The sequence below is a fragment of the Pseudoxanthomonas jiangsuensis genome (genome assembly GCF_010093185.1).
GTDB classification, from domain to species: domain Bacteria; phylum Pseudomonadota; class Gammaproteobacteria; order Xanthomonadales; family Xanthomonadaceae; genus Pseudoxanthomonas; species Pseudoxanthomonas jiangsuensis.
The window spans coordinates 1-15,633 of record NZ_PDWL01000012.1 but is presented as its reverse complement, the minus strand read 5'-3'; the positions used below and the strand labels follow the sequence as shown (position 1 = coordinate 15,633).

13 protein-coding genes are annotated in these 15,633 nt (G+C 72.7%); 3 read left to right on the top strand and 10 right to left on the bottom strand.

What is annotated here, in order from left to right; genetic code table 11:
• Positions 1-79: 79 nt before the first annotated feature.
• Genes CSC62_RS08985 through CSC62_RS08970 form a run of 4 tightly spaced genes read right to left on the bottom strand, consistent with a single transcriptional unit; the run spans position 80 to position 6,380 of the window.
• Positions 80-2,665, bottom strand: a complete 2,586-nt coding sequence (locus CSC62_RS08985; RefSeq protein ID WP_162405851.1) for a sensor domain-containing protein — start codon at positions 2,663-2,665, stop codon at positions 80-82.
• Positions 2,662-3,555 carry a hydroxymethylglutaryl-CoA lyase gene (locus tag CSC62_RS08980; protein WP_162405850.1) on the bottom strand — a complete coding sequence of 298 codons (894 nt, stop codon included), beginning with the start codon at positions 3,553-3,555 and terminating at the stop codon, positions 2,662-2,664. Before CSC62_RS08980 ends, CSC62_RS08985 begins: the two co-directional genes overlap by 4 nt.
• On the bottom strand, positions 3,548-5,563 hold the full coding sequence (locus tag CSC62_RS08975) for an acetyl/propionyl/methylcrotonyl-CoA carboxylase subunit alpha (protein WP_162405933.1): 2,016 nt from the start codon (positions 5,561-5,563) through the stop codon (positions 3,548-3,550). Before CSC62_RS08975 ends, CSC62_RS08980 begins: the two co-directional genes overlap by 8 nt.
• Positions 5,564-5,582: 19 nt before the next feature.
• Complete coding sequence (locus CSC62_RS08970) at positions 5,583-6,380, bottom strand: enoyl-CoA hydratase-related protein (protein WP_162405849.1); 798 nt, start codon at positions 6,378-6,380, stop codon at positions 5,583-5,585.
• A gap of 163 nt (positions 6,381-6,543) precedes the next feature.
• Here CSC62_RS08970 and CSC62_RS08965 point away from each other — a divergent pair, with 163 nt between their 5' ends.
• Genes CSC62_RS08965 through CSC62_RS08955 form a run of 3 tightly spaced genes read left to right on the top strand, consistent with a single transcriptional unit; the run spans position 6,544 to position 8,925 of the window.
• Positions 6,544-6,798, top strand: coding sequence for a FeoA family protein (locus tag CSC62_RS08965; RefSeq protein WP_211368964.1), 255 nt, complete (start codon positions 6,544-6,546; stop codon positions 6,796-6,798).
• Positions 6,795-8,654 (top strand): ferrous iron transporter B, encoded by a 1,860-nt coding sequence (gene feoB / locus CSC62_RS08960; RefSeq protein WP_162405847.1) that lies wholly within the window; start codon positions 6,795-6,797, stop codon positions 8,652-8,654. The genes CSC62_RS08965 and feoB overlap by 4 nt, the downstream gene beginning before the upstream one ends.
• 22 nt (positions 8,655-8,676) lie before the next feature.
• Positions 8,677-8,925, top strand: coding sequence for a DUF6587 family protein (locus tag CSC62_RS08955; RefSeq protein ID WP_162405846.1), 249 nt, complete (start codon positions 8,677-8,679; stop codon positions 8,923-8,925).
• A gap of 2 nt (positions 8,926-8,927) precedes the next feature.
• Here the strand turns inward: CSC62_RS08955 and CSC62_RS08950 are convergent, their stop codons facing one another.
• From CSC62_RS08950 to CSC62_RS08925, 6 genes are all read right to left on the bottom strand, one after another.
• On the bottom strand, positions 8,928-10,250 hold the full coding sequence (locus CSC62_RS08950; RefSeq protein WP_162405845.1) for a family 8 glycosyl hydrolase: 1,323 nt from the start codon (positions 10,248-10,250) through the stop codon (positions 8,928-8,930).
• A gap of 93 nt (positions 10,251-10,343) precedes the next feature.
• Complete coding sequence (locus CSC62_RS08945) at positions 10,344-11,120, bottom strand: SDR family NAD(P)-dependent oxidoreductase (protein WP_162405844.1); 777 nt, start codon at positions 11,118-11,120, stop codon at positions 10,344-10,346.
• 64 nt (positions 11,121-11,184) lie between these two features.
• Entirely contained in the window at positions 11,185-12,792 is a 1,608-nt protein-coding gene (locus CSC62_RS08940; protein ID WP_162405843.1) for a carboxyl transferase domain-containing protein, read from the bottom strand.
• A gap of 198 nt (positions 12,793-12,990) precedes the next feature.
• On the bottom strand, positions 12,991-13,398 hold the full coding sequence (locus tag CSC62_RS18175) for a hypothetical protein (protein WP_162405842.1): 408 nt from the start codon (positions 13,396-13,398) through the stop codon (positions 12,991-12,993).
• Between the two features lie 200 nt (positions 13,399-13,598).
• Positions 13,599-13,940: a hypothetical protein gene (locus CSC62_RS08930; protein WP_162405841.1), complete on the bottom strand. Its 342-nt coding sequence runs from the start codon at positions 13,938-13,940 to the stop codon at positions 13,599-13,601.
• A 122-nt stretch (positions 13,941-14,062) separates the two neighbouring features.
• Complete coding sequence (locus CSC62_RS08925) at positions 14,063-15,238, bottom strand: thiolase family protein (RefSeq protein WP_162405840.1); 1,176 nt, start codon at positions 15,236-15,238, stop codon at positions 14,063-14,065.
• Positions 15,239-15,633 lie beyond the last annotated feature (395 nt).

The following is a 15,633-nucleotide window of genomic DNA, read 5'->3' as shown; positions in this document are numbered from 1 at the left end:
ACCGTGGAGGCGGACGGATCGCTGGCGACCGGTTTCACGCAGACGCATCCGCCATGGTGGTCGCCGGCAAGACCGGCTCCTACAAGGGCGCGCGCCGCACCGCCGCGCCCAGCCTGCGCGCGAACTCGTCCGGCGGCAGTCCGGGCGCGAACAAAAAGCCCTGGCCCACCGGCACCCCCAGCTCCAGCAGGAAGCGCCTCTGCGCCTCCGATTCCACGCCTTCGGCGACCAGGCCCAGGCCGAGGCTGCGGGCGATCCCGCTGACCGCCTCGCACACCGCCACGTCCGAGCGGTTGCCCGGCACGCCCTCGACGAACAGCTGGCTCAGCTTCAGCCCGTGGATCGGCAGCCGGCGCAGGTAGTTCAGCGCGCTGTAGCCCTCGCCGAAGTCGTCGATGGTCAGGACCACGCCCATCTGCCGCAGCTCGGCGAAGGTGCGCAGGGTCGCCGGCGCGTCCTCGATCAGCACCCGCTCGGTGAACTCCAGCTCCAGCGCCGAGCCGGGCAGGCCGAACTCGGCCAGGGTCTCGCGCACCTTCTCGGCCAGGTCCTCGGCCACGAACTGGCGGTAGGAGACGTTGATCGCCACCCGGACCACGCCCAGGCCCTGCTGTTGCCACTCGCGCGCCTGGCGGCAGGCCTCGCGCAACACCCAGTCGCCGATCCGGACGATGTCGCCGGTGGTCTCGGCATGGCCGATGAACAGGTCCGGGCGCAGCTCGCCCAGCTGGTGGCTCTGCCAGCGGATCAGCGCCTCGGCCGCGACCACGGTGCCGTGGCGCAGGTCGACCTGCGGCTGGTAGGCCAGGCGGAACTCGCCGTTGTCCAGGGCGCGCCGCAGCTGGGTCTCGATCAGCAGCCGGTCCTGCTGCTTCTGCGCCATGTCGGGGCTGAACACTTGCCAGGCGTTGCGGCTGCGGCGCTTGCAGTCGTACATGGCGATGTCGGCGTTCTGGATCAGCTGCTGCGGCCGCTGGCCGTCGCCGGGCGCATAGGCAATGCCGATGCTGGCGCTGATCGAGAACTCCTCCTCGCCGAAGCGGAACGGCCGCGCCAGCGCCGCCAGGATCGCCTCGGCCAGCTTCGGCGCCTGGCCGGGATCGGAGCCGGCGTCGCACACCACCAGGAACTCGTCGCCGCCGAAGCGCGCCAGCAGGCCCTCGGTGCCGATCGCCAGCGCGATCCTCTGCGCGGTGCGCACCAGCAGCTCGTCGCCGGCGCCGTGGCCGAGCACGTCGTTGACGGTCTTGAACCGGTCCAGGTCGATGTACAGCACCGCCACCTGCGCGTGCGCAGGTTCCTCCAGGCGTGCTTCCAGCTCGCCGAGGATGGCGTCGCGGTTCATGATCGTGGTCAGCGGGTCGGTGCGCGCCTGCACCCGCAACGTCTCCTCTGCCTGCTTGCGCTCGGTGATGTCCTGCAGGGTGCCGGCGACCCGGGTGGAGGCGTGGTTGCCCGGCTCGACCTCGCCGATGATCCGGATCCAGAACACCCGGCCGTCGCCGCGCTGGCCCTGCAGCTCCAGGTCGAAGCTGGCGTGGCGCTCCAGCGCCTGTTCCAGCGCCGCCTCCAGCCGCCGCCGGTCCTCGCCGCGCAGGTGCGCCAGCAGGGCATCCATGTCCGGCGCCTCCGCGCCCAGGTCGACGATCCGCCGGGTCTCCTCGGTCAGGTACAGCTGGCGGCGGCCGCGATCCCATTCCCAGCCGCCGATGTGGGCCAGCGACTGGGCGCGGTCGAACAGGGCGCTGTCGCGCTTGAGTTCGGTGATGTCGCTGAACAGCACGAACACGTGGTCGGCCTGGTCGCGCCCGGAGGAGAACACCGGCACGGTGGTGGCCGACAGCCACAGCATGCGGTCGCTGGGCAGGTGGTGCATGCCGATCGTGGTACTGGGCACGATCTGGCCGCTGCGCAGCGAGTGCGCCGCCGGCCACTGGTCCGGCGGCAGCGGACGGCCGTGCTCGTCGACGATGACCCAGTGCTCCAGGCCGGCGCGCTCGGCCAGGTCCTGGTCGAAGCCCAGGATCCGGTGCGCGGCCGGGTTGGCGGTGACCAGGGCCAGATCGCGGTCGAGCAGGACCACGCCCTTGTCGATCGATTCCAGCAAGAGCCGGTAGCGCGACTCGGCCTGCCAGCGCCCGCTCAGGTCGCGGGCCACGGCCACGATGCAGGGCCGGCCGGCGTGCACGAAGCCGGCCGAGTGCACCTCCACCGGGAAGCGGCTGCCGTCGCCGCGCATGTTGGTGACCTCGATGACGTAGGTCTCGCCGCGGTTGAGGGTCTCCCATACCGGCTTGAGGTGGTCCGGCGGCAGGTCCGGGTTGAGGGTCTCGATCGGCTGGCCGACGATGTCGCCGCGGGCGCGGCCGTAGGCGCGGATCCCGGCCCGGTTGAGGTCCAGGACGATCCCGCTCTCGCTGAGGATGCTGACCGGGTCGGGCACCGCGTCGAACAGGGCGTGGTAGCGCAGCCGCGCCGATTCGCCCTCGGCCAGGGCCTGGTGCAGGGCGTCGCGGGCCTGGCGCAGCAGCTCGCGGGCGCGGGCCGGGAGCGGGTGTGGCGGATGCGCCGCCTCGATGGCGAGCGCGGCCTCCAGTGCGGCCAGCACCGCCTCCGGGTCCACGTCGTGCGTGGCGTCCAGGGCGGCGTGGCCGGCGGCGTTCATGCGGCCGCCAGCGCCTGTCCGACCTTGCTGCCGGTCGCCCGCCCCAGGCGCTGCGCCAGCCAGCGGCCGGTCGCGGCCAGCGCCTCCAGGTCGATGCCGGTGTCGATGCCCATGCCCTGCAGCATATACGCCAGGTCCTCGCTGGCGACGTTGCCGCTGGCGCCCTTGGCGTACGGGCAGCCGCCGGTGCCGGCCACGGCCGAGTCGGCGACCCGCACCCCGGCCTCGATGCAGGCGGCGACGTTGGCCAGGGCCTGGCCGAAGGTGTCGTGGAAGTGCACGGCCAGCGCCGTCATCGGCACCTCGGCGGCCACCGCCAGCAGCATCTCCCGCGCCTTGCGCGGGGTGCCGACGCCGATGGTGTCGCCCAGCGAGACCTCGTAGCAGCCCATCGCGTGCAGCCGCCGCGCCACCCGGACCACGTCGGCCAGCGGCACCTGCCCCTGGTAGGGGCAGCCGAGCACGGTGGAGACGTAGCCGCGCACGCGCACGCCGTCGGCGCGGGCGCGGGCCAGGACCGGGGCGAAGCGCTCGATCGACTCGTCGATGGACGCGTTGATGTTCTTGCGGGTGAAGGCCTCGGAGGCGGCGGTGAACACCGCGACCTCGTCGGCGCCGGCGTCGCGGGCGCGCGCATAACCCTGCTCGTTGGGCACCAGCACCGGATAGGCCACCCCGGGACGCCGGGAGATGCCGGCCATCAGCTCGGCCGCGTCGGCCAGCTGCGGCACCCATTTCGGGCTGACGAAGCTGGTCGCCTCGACCGTGCGCAGGCCGGTGGCCGAGAGCAGGTCCACCAGCTCGATCTTGTCGGCGGTGGCGACCATAGCCTTCTCGTTCTGCAGGCCGTCGCGCGGGCCGACCTCGACGATGCGGACGAAGTCAGCCATCGGTGCGCGCCTCCGCGGCGACCCGCGCCAGCACCGCGTCGGCCTCGACGAACTCGCCGGCGACCGCGCGCAGCTCGGCCACCACGCCGTCGCACGAGGCCTTGACCGCCAGTTCCATCTTCATCGCCTCCATCACCAGCAGCTCCGTTCCCGCCGTCACCACGTCGCCGGCCGCGACCCGGACCAGCACGATCCGTCCCGGCATCGGCGCCCGGACCCGGCCATCGCCGCCGCCGGCCGCCGCGCCGGCCCGGCTCGCCGGCGGCAACAGGCGCAGGGGCAGGCGCCGGTGGCCATCGTGCAGCTCCAGCCGATCCTCGTCGAAGAAGGCCGTCATCCGCCGGCCCTGACCGTCGATACGCAGTTCGAGCGCATCTCCGGCCAGCCGCGCGGCCGAAACCGCATGGACGCGGTCGCCGACCGCCAGCTGCCAGTCGCCGCCGTGGCCGCTGGCCAGCACCTCGTGGTCCTGGCCGCCGGCCTGCAGCCGCAGCCGGCGCGGGGCGCGGCCGTGCAGACGCCAGCCGTCGCCACGCGCCCAGGGCGAGTGCGGGTCGGTGCCGGTGGCCGCGGCCGCGCGTTCGGCCTCCTGCCCGCGCAGCAGAAGCGCCACCGCTGCCGCGGCCAGGTGCTCGCCCGGCACGTCCGCGACGCCGGCCAGGAACTGCTCCAGGTGCCGGTCCAGGTAGCCGGTGTCGATCCGGCCCTCGACCACTGCCGGATGCCGGGCCAGGGCCTCGAGGAAGGCCAGGTTGGTCTTCGGCCCGGCGACGTGGCACTGCGCCAGGGCCTGGCGCAGGCGCGCCAGCGCGGAGGCGCGGTCGGCGTCGTGGACGATGAGCTTGGCGATCATCGGGTCGTAGAACACGGTGACCGCGTCGCCGGCCTCCACGCCGGCGTCGATCCGCACCCGGTCCGAGGGCGGCGGAAGCTCGAGCGCGCGCAGGGTGCCGGAGGCGGGCAGGAAGCCGCTGTCCGGATCCTCGGCGTACAGCCGCACCTCGATCGCGTGGCCGTCCTGCGGGATCGCGTCCTGGGCCAGCGGCAACGGCTGCCCGGCGGCGACCCGCAGCTGCCATTCGACCAGGTCCAGGCCGGTGACCATCTCGGTCACCGGATGCTCGACCTGCAGCCGGGTGTTGATCTCCATGAAGTAGAAGCCGCCGTCCGGGTCGACGATGAACTCGACCGTGCCGGCGTTGACGTAGCCGATCGCGCGCGCGGCGGCGACCGCGGCCTGGCCCATGGCCGCGCGCAGCGCCGGGGTGAGGAAGGGCGAGGGCGATTCCTCCAGCACCTTCTGGTAGCGGCGCTGGGCCGAGCATTCGCGCTCGTTGAGGTGGATCGCGCCGCCGTGGGCGTCGCCGAACACCTGGATCTCGATGTGCCGCGGCGAAGCGACGTAGCGCTCCAGCAGGACCCGGTCGCGGCCGAAGGCGTTGCGCGCCTCGCGCTGGCAGCTCTCCAGCGCCGGGCCGAAGTCCTCCAGGCGGTGGACCACGCGCATGCCCTTGCCGCCGCCGCCGTGGGCGGCCTTGATCATCAGCGGGAAACCGGTGCGCGCGGCCTCGCGGGCGAGGGTCTGCGGCGACTGGTCCTCGCCGTTGTAGCCGGGCACCACCGGCACCCCGGCGGCCGCCATCAGCTGCTTGGCCCCGGCCTTGCTGCCCATCTTCCGCATCGATTCGGCGCTCGGGCCGATGAATACCAGCCCGGCGGCGGCCACCGCCTCGGCGAAGTCGGCGTTCTCGGACAGGAAGCCGTAGCCGGGATGGATGGCCCGGGCGCCGCTGCGCAGGGCCGCGGCGATCACCGCCTCGCCGCGCAGGTAGCTGTCGGCCGGGGCCGGGCCGCCGATGCAGTGGGCCTCGTCGGCCAGGCGCACGTGCAGGGCGCCGGCGTCGGCCTCCGAATACACCGCCACGGTGGCGATGCCCAGCCGCCGACAGGTGCGGATGACGCGGCAGGCGATCTCGCCGCGGTTGGCGATCAGGATCTTGTCGAACATCGGGCTGGTGGACACTGGCTTACTCCGGCTGGCGGGGCGCGGCCCAGGCCGGCGCGCGCTTGCCGAGGAAGGCCGCCAGGCCTTCCTGGCCCTCGGGCGAGACCCGCAGGGCGGCGATCAGGGCGGCGTTGTCGGCATCCAGTACGGCGCCGTCGCCGCCGGCCGCCACCCGCCGCACCAGCGCCTTGGCCGAGGCGGCGGCCAGCGGCGCGGCCGCGAGCAGCAGCTCGACCTGGCGCTGCACCGCCACGTCCAGCCCCTCGGCCGGAACCACCGCGTGTAGCAGGCCGATGCGCTCGGCGGTGGCCGCGTCGAAGTGCTCGCCGCTGGCGAACCAGCGCCGCGACTGGCGCGGGCCGATCGCCGCGATCACGTAGGGCGAGATCACCGCCGGCAACAGGCCCAGGCGGCTCTCGGTCAGGCCGAAGCGCGCGGCCGGGGTGCCGATGGCGATGTCGCAGCAGGCCACCAGGCCGACGCCGCCGCCGAAGGCCGGGCCGTGCACCCGGGCGATGGTCGGCCTGGGCAGTTCGTCCAGGGTGCGCATCAGCCGCGCCAGGGACAGCGCGTCATCGCGGTTCTCCGCCTCGCTGGCGGCGGCCATGCCGCGCATCCACTGCAGGTCGGCGCCGGCGGAGAAGGATGCGCCTTCGCCTTCCAGCACCACCACCCGCACCTGCGGGTCGGCGCCAGCGGCCAGCAGGGCGTCGGTCAGGGCGGCGATCAGGCCCGGGTCGAAGGCGTTGTGCAGCTGCGGACGGTCCATGCGCAGCCGCACTACCGCGCCTGCGCGTTCGATCGACAACGGTCCCGCCATCGGTACTTCCCGGGTGGATGCAGGCCCCGATGATAGCGGCGCCGGGCACGGCGGCCATGACGCGGCGCGGCGTCGCCGGCCCCGGCGACGGGTAGCCGCGGCGGCGGTGGAGGGTAGGGCCGGTGATAGAATCGAGAACAATTCTCGAATGACCGGTATTCCTGTGACGCTGTCCGAGCTGCCGCCGCGCACCCCCGTTATCGTCGAGTCCGTCGACGACAGCCAGCCCAACGACCCCATCGCCCGGCGCCTGCGCGAACTGGGCTTCGTCGCCGGCGAGCGGGTGGAGGTCGTGGCCCGGGGTCCGTTCGGCGCCGAACCTTTGCTGGTCCAGGTCGGCTACACCCGCTTCGCCCTGCGCCGGGCCGAGGCCGCGCGGGTGCGGGTGGTGGCGGTCGCCGCGGAGGCCGCGGCATGAACGCCCAGGCCGAACCGCTGCGCCTGGCCCTGCTGGGCAACCCGAACTGCGGCAAGACCGCGCTGTTCAATCAGCTCACCGGCAGCCGGCAGAAGGTCGCCAACTACGCCGGCGTGACCGTCGAGCGCAAGGAAGGCCGGCTGCAGTCGCCTTCCGGCCGCAGCTACGCGGTGCTGGACCTGCCCGGCGCCTACAGCCTCAACCCGGCCAGCCTGGACGAGGCGATCACCCGCGACCTGTGCCGCGGCTTCTATCCGGGCGAGGCGGCGCCGGACGTACTGGTGTGCGTGGTCGACGCCACCAACCTGCGTCTGCACCTGCGCTTCGTGCTGGAAGTGCGGCAGATGGGCAAGCCGATGGTGGTGGCGCTGAACATGAGCGACGCCGCCGCCCGCCGCGGCATCGCCATCGACCGCGAGGCGCTGGAGCGCGAACTGGGCGTGCCGGTGGTGGAAACGGTGGCGGTGCGCCACCACGGCGCGCGCGCGCTGGTCGAGCGCATCGACCAGCTGGCCGCGCACCTGCACCTGCCGGCGGTGCAGCTGGAGGCGGGCGCCGATCTGCACGCCGAAACCCGGCGCCTGCTGGCCGCGACGGTGCGCATGCCCAGCCGCACCGCCCGGATCGACGACACCCTGGACCGCTGGCTGCTGCACCCGGTGTTCGGGCTGCTGACCCTGGCGGTGGTGATGTTCCTGATCTTCCAGGCGGTGTACGCCTGGGCCACGCCGGTGATGGACCTGATCGAGGCCGGCACCGGCGCTCTGGGCGAGTGGGTCGGCGCGCGCATGGCCGAGGGGCCGCTGGCCAGCCTGATGGTGGACGGGATCATCGCCGGCCTCGGCGGGGTGATCGTGTTCCTGCCGCAGATCCTGGTCCTGTTCGCCTTCATCCTGGCGCTGGAGGAATCGGGCTACCTGCCGCGCGCGGCGTTCCTGCTGGACCGGATGATGGCCGGCGCCGGCCTGTCCGGGCGCTCGTTCATCCCTTTGCTGTCCAGCTTCGCCTGCGCGATCCCCGGGATCATGGCCACCCGCAGCATCCAGGACCCGCGCGACCGCCTGGCCACGATCCTGGTCGCGCCGCTGATGACCTGCTCGGCGCGGCTGCCGGTGTACGCCCTGCTGATCGGCGCGTTCATCCCCTCGCGCCAGGTCTGGGGCGGCTTCAACCTGCAGGGCCTGGTCCTGTTCGGGCTGTACATGGCCGGCATCCTCAGCGCGCTGGCGGTGTCGTGGGTGATGAAGAAGTGGCGCCGCGACAAGGGCGAGCACCCGCTGCTGCTGGAGCTGCCGTCCTACCGCCTGCCCAACCCGCGCGACCTGCTGATCGGGCTGTGGGAGCGGGCGCTGATCTTCCTCAAGCGCGTGGGCGGGATCATCTTCGCCCTGACCGTGCTGCTGTGGGTCCTGCTGTCGTTCCCGGCCGCGCCTGCCGACGCGACGATGCCGGCGATCGACTACAGCCTGGCCGGGCGGATCGGCCACGCGCTGGCGGTGGTGTTCGCGCCGCTGGGCTTCAACTGGCAGATCTGCATCGCCCTGATCCCGGGCCTGGCCGCGCGCGAAGTGGCGGTGTCCTCGCTGGCCACGGTGTACGCGCTGTCGGCGGCCGACGACGACGCGGCGGCGCAGGCGCTGACGCCCCTGTTGCAGGACGGCTGGTCGCTGGCCACCGGGCTGTCCCTGCTGGTGTGGTTCATCTACGCGCCGCAGTGCATCGCCACCTGGGCGGCGATCAAGCGCGAGACCGGTTCGTGGAGGACCATGGCGGTCGCCGCGGGCTACCTGTTCGCGCTGGCCTACCTGGCGTCGCTGCTGACCTACCAGGTCGCGGTGCGGCTGGGGGCGGGCTGAGGCCGGGATGGAGACGGGCGCCATGGACCTGCCTTTGTGGCTGCAGTACCTGGTGGTCGGCCTGGTGGTCGCCGCCGCGCTGTGGATCTTCCTGAAGAAGCAGTTGCCAGGCACCCTGCGGCGCGCGCGGCTGGCGCTCGCCGCGCCGCTGGTGCGCGAGGGGCGCCCGGCCTGGATGCGCGGACTGGCGCGCCGGATCGCCCCACCGGCGGCGGGCAGCGCCGGCGCCTGCGGCGGCTGCGACAACTGCGGCCCGGAGCCGAAGCGCTAGGCTCAGCCGGCCGGCAGCCACGCCCGGAAGCGGCCGCTGCAGTGGAGCAGGGCCATCAGGTACAGCATGCCGTCGTAGTAGCGGTGCTGACCCTCGGGCACCGGCCGCGCCCACAGGGCGCGCACGAATTCCAGCCGCCGCGGATCGTCGGCCGCCAGCGAAGCGACCGCGTTCATCGCCACCAGCCCGGTTGTCTGGCCGCCGCCCAGCGGCTTGCCGTCCAGGGTGTAGAGGCTGGCGTATCCGTCCATGCCCTGGCTTTGGAAGAACGCCTGCAGCCGGTTGGACAGTTCCACCTGGCGCGGGTCGGCGCGCCACCACGACCAGTCCACCGACCAGTTCATCGCGCTGCGCCAGGCGTCGTAGCGGAAGTCGACCGCTTCCGGGCGCCAGGGCGCGGCCCAGGGCGTGGCGTCGAAGTTGCCGTAGTCGGGCGTCAGCGCGGTCCGCGGATGCGCGGCGGCGGCGAAGTAGTCGCGGCTGACCTGCGCGGCCTCGCTCCAGAACCGGCGGTCGGCCTGCGGTCCGACCCGGGCCCAGACCTCGTAGAACGCCGGCAGGTGGTAGGAGGCGTCGGTGTGCGCGGCGTTGGGCAGGTCCGGGGTGAAGCGGACCATCTTCGCCTCCAGGTCGAACAGGTTGGTGGCGGTGGCCTTCGGGCTGGTCACGGTGGCGCCGGTGATCTGTCCGCGGTGCAGGACGGTGGCAAGCAGGCGGTCGGCCTGGGCGCGGTAGGCGTAGATGCCTTCGCCCTCGCCCCAGCGCGCGGCGGCGAAGTACAGCGCGGTGATGAAGTATTCCTCGCCGTCCGGCGCGGGCATCTCGTCGTTCGGGGTGCCGTCGGTCTTCATCGACCAGGCGAAGTAGCCGTAGGCCGGGTGCGCCGGGTCGTCCTGGTACATGTGGGTCATGGACCAGTTCCAGATCGCGTCGAACTCGCGCTTCCGGTCCAGCTGCACCGCGATCATCATCCCGTAGGACATGCCCTCCGAGCGCACGTCGCCGCTGTTGACGTCGTGGACGTAGGCCAGCGGACCGTGTTCGTTCTTGCCGGCCTCGTAGTAGACCGCCTGGTCGTCCGGGTCGCCGCGGAACAGCTGCTGGAACGCGGCCTGGACCCGTGCGTCGATCTCGGCCTCGGCGTAGCCGGCCTCGGCGAACAGGTCGGGGTAGCGGCCGCTGGCGACCGCGCCGGCATCGGACGCCGTGGCGGCCCGCGGCGCATCCACGGCCTGCGGCGGCTCCGCGGGCGTGCGGGCGCAGGCGGTGGCTACCGCGAACAAGAGCAGGGCGGCGAGGTGGCGGAGCGGGCGGCGGGCGGTCATGCGGATCCTGGAGCGTGCGGAACGAGGACCGGCACGCTAGCAGACGCGCGCCGCCGTGCGCACCGGCACGGAACGCGCCGGCCGCGGCCGGCGCTAGCGCATGCCCTTGTGCTGGCCGCCGTCCACCGGCACGCAGGCGCCGGTGACCCAGCCGCTGCGCGGCGAAGCCAGGAACACGGCCACGTCGGCGATCTCCTGCAGCGTGCCCATCCGGCCCCATGGGATGGTGCCGCGCACCGCCTCGTAGCGCGGCGGGTCCTGGCGCCGCACCCGGTCCCACAGCCCGCCCTCGAACTCGACCGAACCGGGGGCGATGGCGTTGGCGCGGATCCGGTCCGGGCCGTGGTAGATCGACAGCTTCTTGGCGTAGGCGATCAGCGCGGCCTTGGCCGAGGCGTAGCCGAAGTCGGGCCCCGGGCTAGCCTCCAGGCCGGAGATCGAGGCCACCAGCACGATGCTGCCGCCACCGGCGGCCTTCATCCACGGGATCACCTGGCTGCAGGCGCGCGCGGCCGCCAGCACGTCCAGCTGCAGGCTGGCCTCGAAATCGGCCAGCGATGGCCCCAGCGCCAGCGCCGAGGCGTTGTGAACCAGCACGTCGACCCCGCCGAAGGCCTGGCGCACGCCGTCCAGGAACGCGGCCATGGACGCGGCGTCGCCCAGGTCGCAGGGTCGCACGTGCACCCGCCGCCCGTGCGCCTGCAGGGCGCCCTCGACCTCATGCAAAGCGTTGCGGCCGCGCACGTCCGCGCCGCGGGCGCAGACCGCCACGTCGGCGCCCTCGGCCGCCAGTCCCAGCGCGATCGCCCGGCCGATGCCGCGGCTGCCGCCCAGGACCACGCAACGCTTGCCTTCCAGTTCCAGGTCCATGCGTCCCCCCTCCGGATGCAGGCCGATTCCACCGCCACTACCATCACGACGCCTGCGCGCCGTACTACATCCGGAACACGCCGAAGCGCGCCGGCTCGACCGGGGCATTGAGCGAGGCCGAGAGCGCCAGGCCGAGCACCCGGCGGGTGTCGGCCGGGTCGATGATGCCGTCGTCCCACAGCCGCGCCGTCGCGTACCACGGGCTGCCCTGGTGCTCGTACTGCGCGCGCACCGGCGCCTTGAACGCCTCTTCCTCCTCCGCGCTCCACTGGCCGCCGCCGGCCTCGACCGCGTCGCGGCGCACGGTGGCCAGCACGCTTGCGGCCTGCTCGCCGCCCATCACGCTGATCCGCGCGTTCGGCCACATCCACAGGAAGCGGGCACCGTAGGCGCGGCCGCACATGGCGTAGTTGCCGGCGCCGAAGCTGCCGCCGATGACCACGGTGAACTTGGGCACGCTCGAGCACGCCACCGCGGTGACCATCTTGGCCCCGTCCTTGGCGATGCCGGCGTTCTCGTACTTGCGGCCGACCATGAAGCCGGTGATGTTCTGCAGGAACACCAGCGGGATCCCGCGCTGGTTGCACAGCTCGATGAAGTGGGCGCCCTTGAGTGCGCTCTCGGAGAACAGGATGCCGTTGTTGGCGACGATCCCGACCGGGTAGCCGTGCAGGTGGGCGAAGCCGGTGACCAGGGTCTTGCCGTAGCGGGCCTTGAACTCGTCCAGTTCGCTGCCGTCCACCAGCCGCGCGATCACCTCGCGCACGTCGAACGGGCGGCGGGTGTCGGGTGGGACGATCCCGTACAGCTCCTCGGCCGGGTACAGCGGCTCGACCGGCGCGCGCACCGCCACCGGCATGGGCTTGCGGCGGTTGAGGTGGCCGACGATGCCGCGCGCGATCTGCAGCGCATGGGCGTCGTCCTCGGCCAGGTGGTCGGCCACCCCGGAGACGGCGGTGTGCACGTCGGCGCCGCCCAGGGCCTCGGCATCGACCACCTCGCCGGTGGCCGCCTTCACCAGCGGCGGGCCGCCGAGGAAGATCGTGCCCTGGCCGCGCACGATCACGCTCTCGTCGCACATCGCCGGCACGTAGGCGCCGCCGGCGGTGCAGCTGCCCATCACCACCGCGATCTGGGGGATGTTCTCCGCGCTCATCCGCGCCTGGTTGTAGAAGATCCGGCCGAAGTGCTCGCGGTCCGGGAACACCTCGTCCTGCATCGGCAGGAACGCGCCGCCGGAATCAACCAGGTAGAGGCAGGGCAGGCGGTTCTCGCGGGCGATCTCCTGCGCGCGCAGGTGCTTCTTGATCGTCATCGGGAAGTAGGTGCCGCCCTTGACCGTGGCGTCGTTGGCCACGACCACCACCTCCTGGCCGCAGACCCTGCCGATGCCGCAGACGATCCCGGCCGCCGGCGCGGCGCCCTCGTACATATCCTCGGCGGCGAGCGGTGCGATCTCCAGGAACGGCGAGCCCGGATCGAGCAGGGCGTCGATCCGGTCGCGGGCCAGCAGCTTGCCGCGCTCGGTGTGTCGCTGGCGGGCCTTGTCGCCGCCGCCGGCCGCGGCGCGCTGCAGGCGGCGGGGCAGTTCGTCGGCGAGCTGGCGATGGTGCTGGGCGGCGGTGGCGAAATCGGGGGGGCGGGTGTCGAGCTGGCTGCTGAGGGCAGGCATCGGATGCACAGGTGACCGGTTGCGGCCAGCATACGGCAGGCCACCGCGGGTGCCTTCTGGCAGCGCAGCACGCACCGGCATGCGCTGTGACTGTGTAGGAGCTGGTCTTGCCGGCGACCGCCATGCATGAACCGCCTGCCAGCGATCCGCCAGCCATGGCGGTCGCCGGCAAGACCGGCTCCTACAGGCGGCCGAGTGTCAGTTCTGGGCCTTGCGCTCGGCCTCGTTCGCCGCCGCGCGCGCGCGGATCGCGGCCTTCTCGGCAGCATCGGCGGTGGCGTCGGCTGCACGGGCGGGGGCATCGCGGGTCGCGTCGGCGGCGCGGCCGGCCGCGTCGCGGGTGGCGACGGCGGCTTCGTCCAGTGCCTGCTCGCTGCGTGCGGCGGCGGCCTGGGCCTTGACCTCGGCATCGGCGCCGGCCTCGCGCGCGGCCTCCACCGCCGAGGCGGCGGCGGTTTCGGTGGCGGCGGCGGCGTGATCGGCCGCGGCCGCGGCATGGTCGGCGGCGCGCGCGGTTTCTTCGCGCGCCTGGTCGCGGTCGGGCTGGTTGCAGGCAGTCAGGCCAAGGGCGAGGGCGGTGGCCAGGAGGGGCAGGATGCGGTTCATCGCGGGACTCCGGTGACGGGCGGCGGATGCCGGGGAAGGACGCCGGCAGCATGGCCGCACGGGGTTCAGCGCGCCGTGAATCCCGTATGCCGGTAAAACCCTGTTCCCGCTTGCCCCGGGAAACCCGCCAAAGAAAAAGGCCGCCGGTTTCCCGACGGCCTTTCCGGTTCCCGCGGAAAACCGCGGAAACGCAAGCCAGATTACTTCTTGGCTTCTTCGGCAGCGTCCTTGGCCTGCTCGGCGACGTCCTCGGCAGCCTTGGCGGTGTCGGCGGCGGCGGCGGCAGCAGCGTCGGTGGCGGCGCCGGCGGGGGCGGCCGGGGCGTCGGCGGCGGGGTCGGCGGCAGCGGCGGCCGAGTCGGCGGCGACCTGGGCAGCGTCGGCGGTGGCGGCGCCAGCGGCAGCGGCCGAGTCGGCGGCGGCCTGGGCCTCGGCGGCGGCGGTGTCAGCGGCAGCGGCGGCGTCGGCGGCCTGCTCCTGCTTCGAGCACGCGGCCAGGGCCAGACCCAGGGCCAGGGCGATCAGCAGCTTGTTGATGCTCATGTTGGATATTCCTCGTCGTTAGTTTGGGCAACGCGCGGTTGCGCGCCGGCAACATGATGACAAGCCCGTTTCCACTGTCAAGCGGGCTCGGGTCATTTTCGTGGAAAGGCCGTGAAAAACGATTACAGCACTTCCAGCGCGATCGCGGTAGCCTCGCCGCCGCCGATGCACAGCGCGGCTACGCCCTTCTTCAAGCCACGCTTGCGCAGGGCGTTGACCAGGGTCACCACCAGGCGCGCACCCGAGGCGCCGATCGGGTGGCCGAGGGCGCAGGCGCCGCCGTTGACGTTGACCTTGGCGTGCGGGATGCCCAGTTCCTTGATCGGCGCCATCGCCACCACGGCGAAGGCCTCGTTGATCTCGAACAGGTCCACGTCCTCCGCCTTCCAGCCGACCTTGTCGAGCAGGGTGGAGATCGCGCCGACCGGCGCGGTGGTGAACCATTCCGGCTGGTGCGAGAAGGTCTGGTGGCCGACGATCCGGGCCAGCGGCTGCAGCCCGCGGCGGGCGGCCTCGTCGGCCGACAGCAGCACGGTGGCGGCGGCGCCGTCGGAGATCGAGGAGGAACTGGCGGCGGTGACGCTGCCGTCCTTCTTGAACGCCGGCTTCAGGGTCGGGATCTTGGACACGTCGGACTTGCCCGGCTGCTCGTCGCTGGCGAACTCGACCTCGCCCTTGCGGGTGGCGACCTTGACCGGGACGATCTCGCCGTCGAAGGCGCCGTCGGCCTGCGCCGCCTGGGCGCGCTTGACCGACTCGATCGCGAAGGCGTCCTGGTCCTCGCGGCTGAAGCCGTACTTGGCCACGGTGGCCTCGGCGAACACGCCCATGGCCTGGCCGTCGTAGGGGTTGGTCAGGCCGTCCCAGGCCATGTGGTCGACCGCCTGGAAGCTGCCGTAGCGGTTGCCGGTGCGCGAGTTCGGGATCAGGTGCGGGGCATTGCTCATCGACTCCATGCCGCCGGCGACGACCACGGTGGCCGAGCCGGCCTTGATCAGGTCATGGCCGAGCATGATCGCCTTCATGCCCGAGCCGCAGACCTTGTTGATGGTGGTGGCGCCGGTGGCGGCCGGCAGCCCGGCGGCCAGGGCGGCCTGGCGGGCGGGGGCCTGGCCGAGGTTGGCCGGCAGCACGCAGCCCATGATCACTTCGGAGACGTCGGCGGCGGGAATGCCCGACTGCTCCAGCGCGGCGGAGATCGCGGCCGCGCCCAGGGTCGGGGTGGGCACGCCGTTGAACTGGCCGAGGAAGGAACCGATGGCGGTGCGCTTGGCGGCGGCGATCACGATGTCGGACATGGGGGCGACCTCTGCGGAAAGAGTCCCGATTATCCCGGCAGGCGGCGGACCCCGCCACCGCCCAAGGGACAGGCGACAGTTGCAGGCGAATCCGGTATAGAAACCGGGCAGGGACGATGCCGGCATGCGCCGGCAGGCATGGGAGACGGGAGGAGTGATGCACGTGTTCGGCGATGGGGCAGGGCATGGCGGGCGCCTGGTGCGCTCTTTGCTGGCGGTCGCGGTCGCGGCCACCCCGGCCCGCGGGCCGGGCCCCCCCTTTCCCTTTTAACAATCTTCCGGGCCACGACGCCGGGACCCCCTCCGTAACCCGGCCTTTTCGTTAAAAAAAAAAAAACCAGGACATAGTAGCACAGAGTGCCGGCACAGGACATCCAGATATCACCACATCTGAA

Bases quoted from the DNA above. Each gene is read 5' to 3' on its own strand.
- CSC62_RS08975 (WP_162405933.1), bottom strand. From the start codon at position 5,563: ATGTTCGACAAGATCCTGATCGCCAACCGCGGCGAGATCGCCTGCCGC.
- CSC62_RS18175 (WP_162405842.1), bottom strand. From the start codon at position 13,398: ATGAACCGCATCCTGCCCCTCCTGGCCACCGCCCTCGCCCTTGGCCTG.
- CSC62_RS08945 (WP_162405844.1), bottom strand. From the start codon at position 11,120: ATGGACCTGGAACTGGAAGGCAAGCGTTGCGTGGTCCTGGGCGGCAGC.
- CSC62_RS08930 (WP_162405841.1), bottom strand. From the start codon at position 13,940: ATGAGCATCAACAAGCTGCTGATCGCCCTGGCCCTGGGTCTGGCCCTG.
- CSC62_RS08955 (WP_162405846.1), top strand. From the start codon at position 8,677: ATGGACCTGCCTTTGTGGCTGCAGTACCTGGTGGTCGGCCTGGTGGTC.
- CSC62_RS08940 (WP_162405843.1), bottom strand. From the start codon at position 12,792: ATGCCTGCCCTCAGCAGCCAGCTCGACACCCGCCCCCCCGATTTCGCC.
- CSC62_RS08925 (WP_162405840.1), bottom strand. From the start codon at position 15,238: ATGTCCGACATCGTGATCGCCGCCGCCAAGCGCACCGCCATCGGTTCC.
- CSC62_RS08950 (WP_162405845.1), bottom strand. From the start codon at position 10,250: ATGACCGCCCGCCGCCCGCTCCGCCACCTCGCCGCCCTGCTCTTGTTC.
- CSC62_RS08970 (WP_162405849.1), bottom strand. From the start codon at position 6,380: ATGGCGGGACCGTTGTCGATCGAACGCGCAGGCGCGGTAGTGCGGCTG.
- CSC62_RS08980 (WP_162405850.1), bottom strand. From the start codon at position 3,555: ATGGCTGACTTCGTCCGCATCGTCGAGGTCGGCCCGCGCGACGGCCTG.
- CSC62_RS08985 (WP_162405851.1), bottom strand. From the start codon at position 2,665: ATGAACGCCGCCGGCCACGCCGCCCTGGACGCCACGCACGACGTGGAC.
- feoB (WP_162405847.1), top strand. From the start codon at position 6,795: ATGAACGCCCAGGCCGAACCGCTGCGCCTGGCCCTGCTGGGCAACCCG.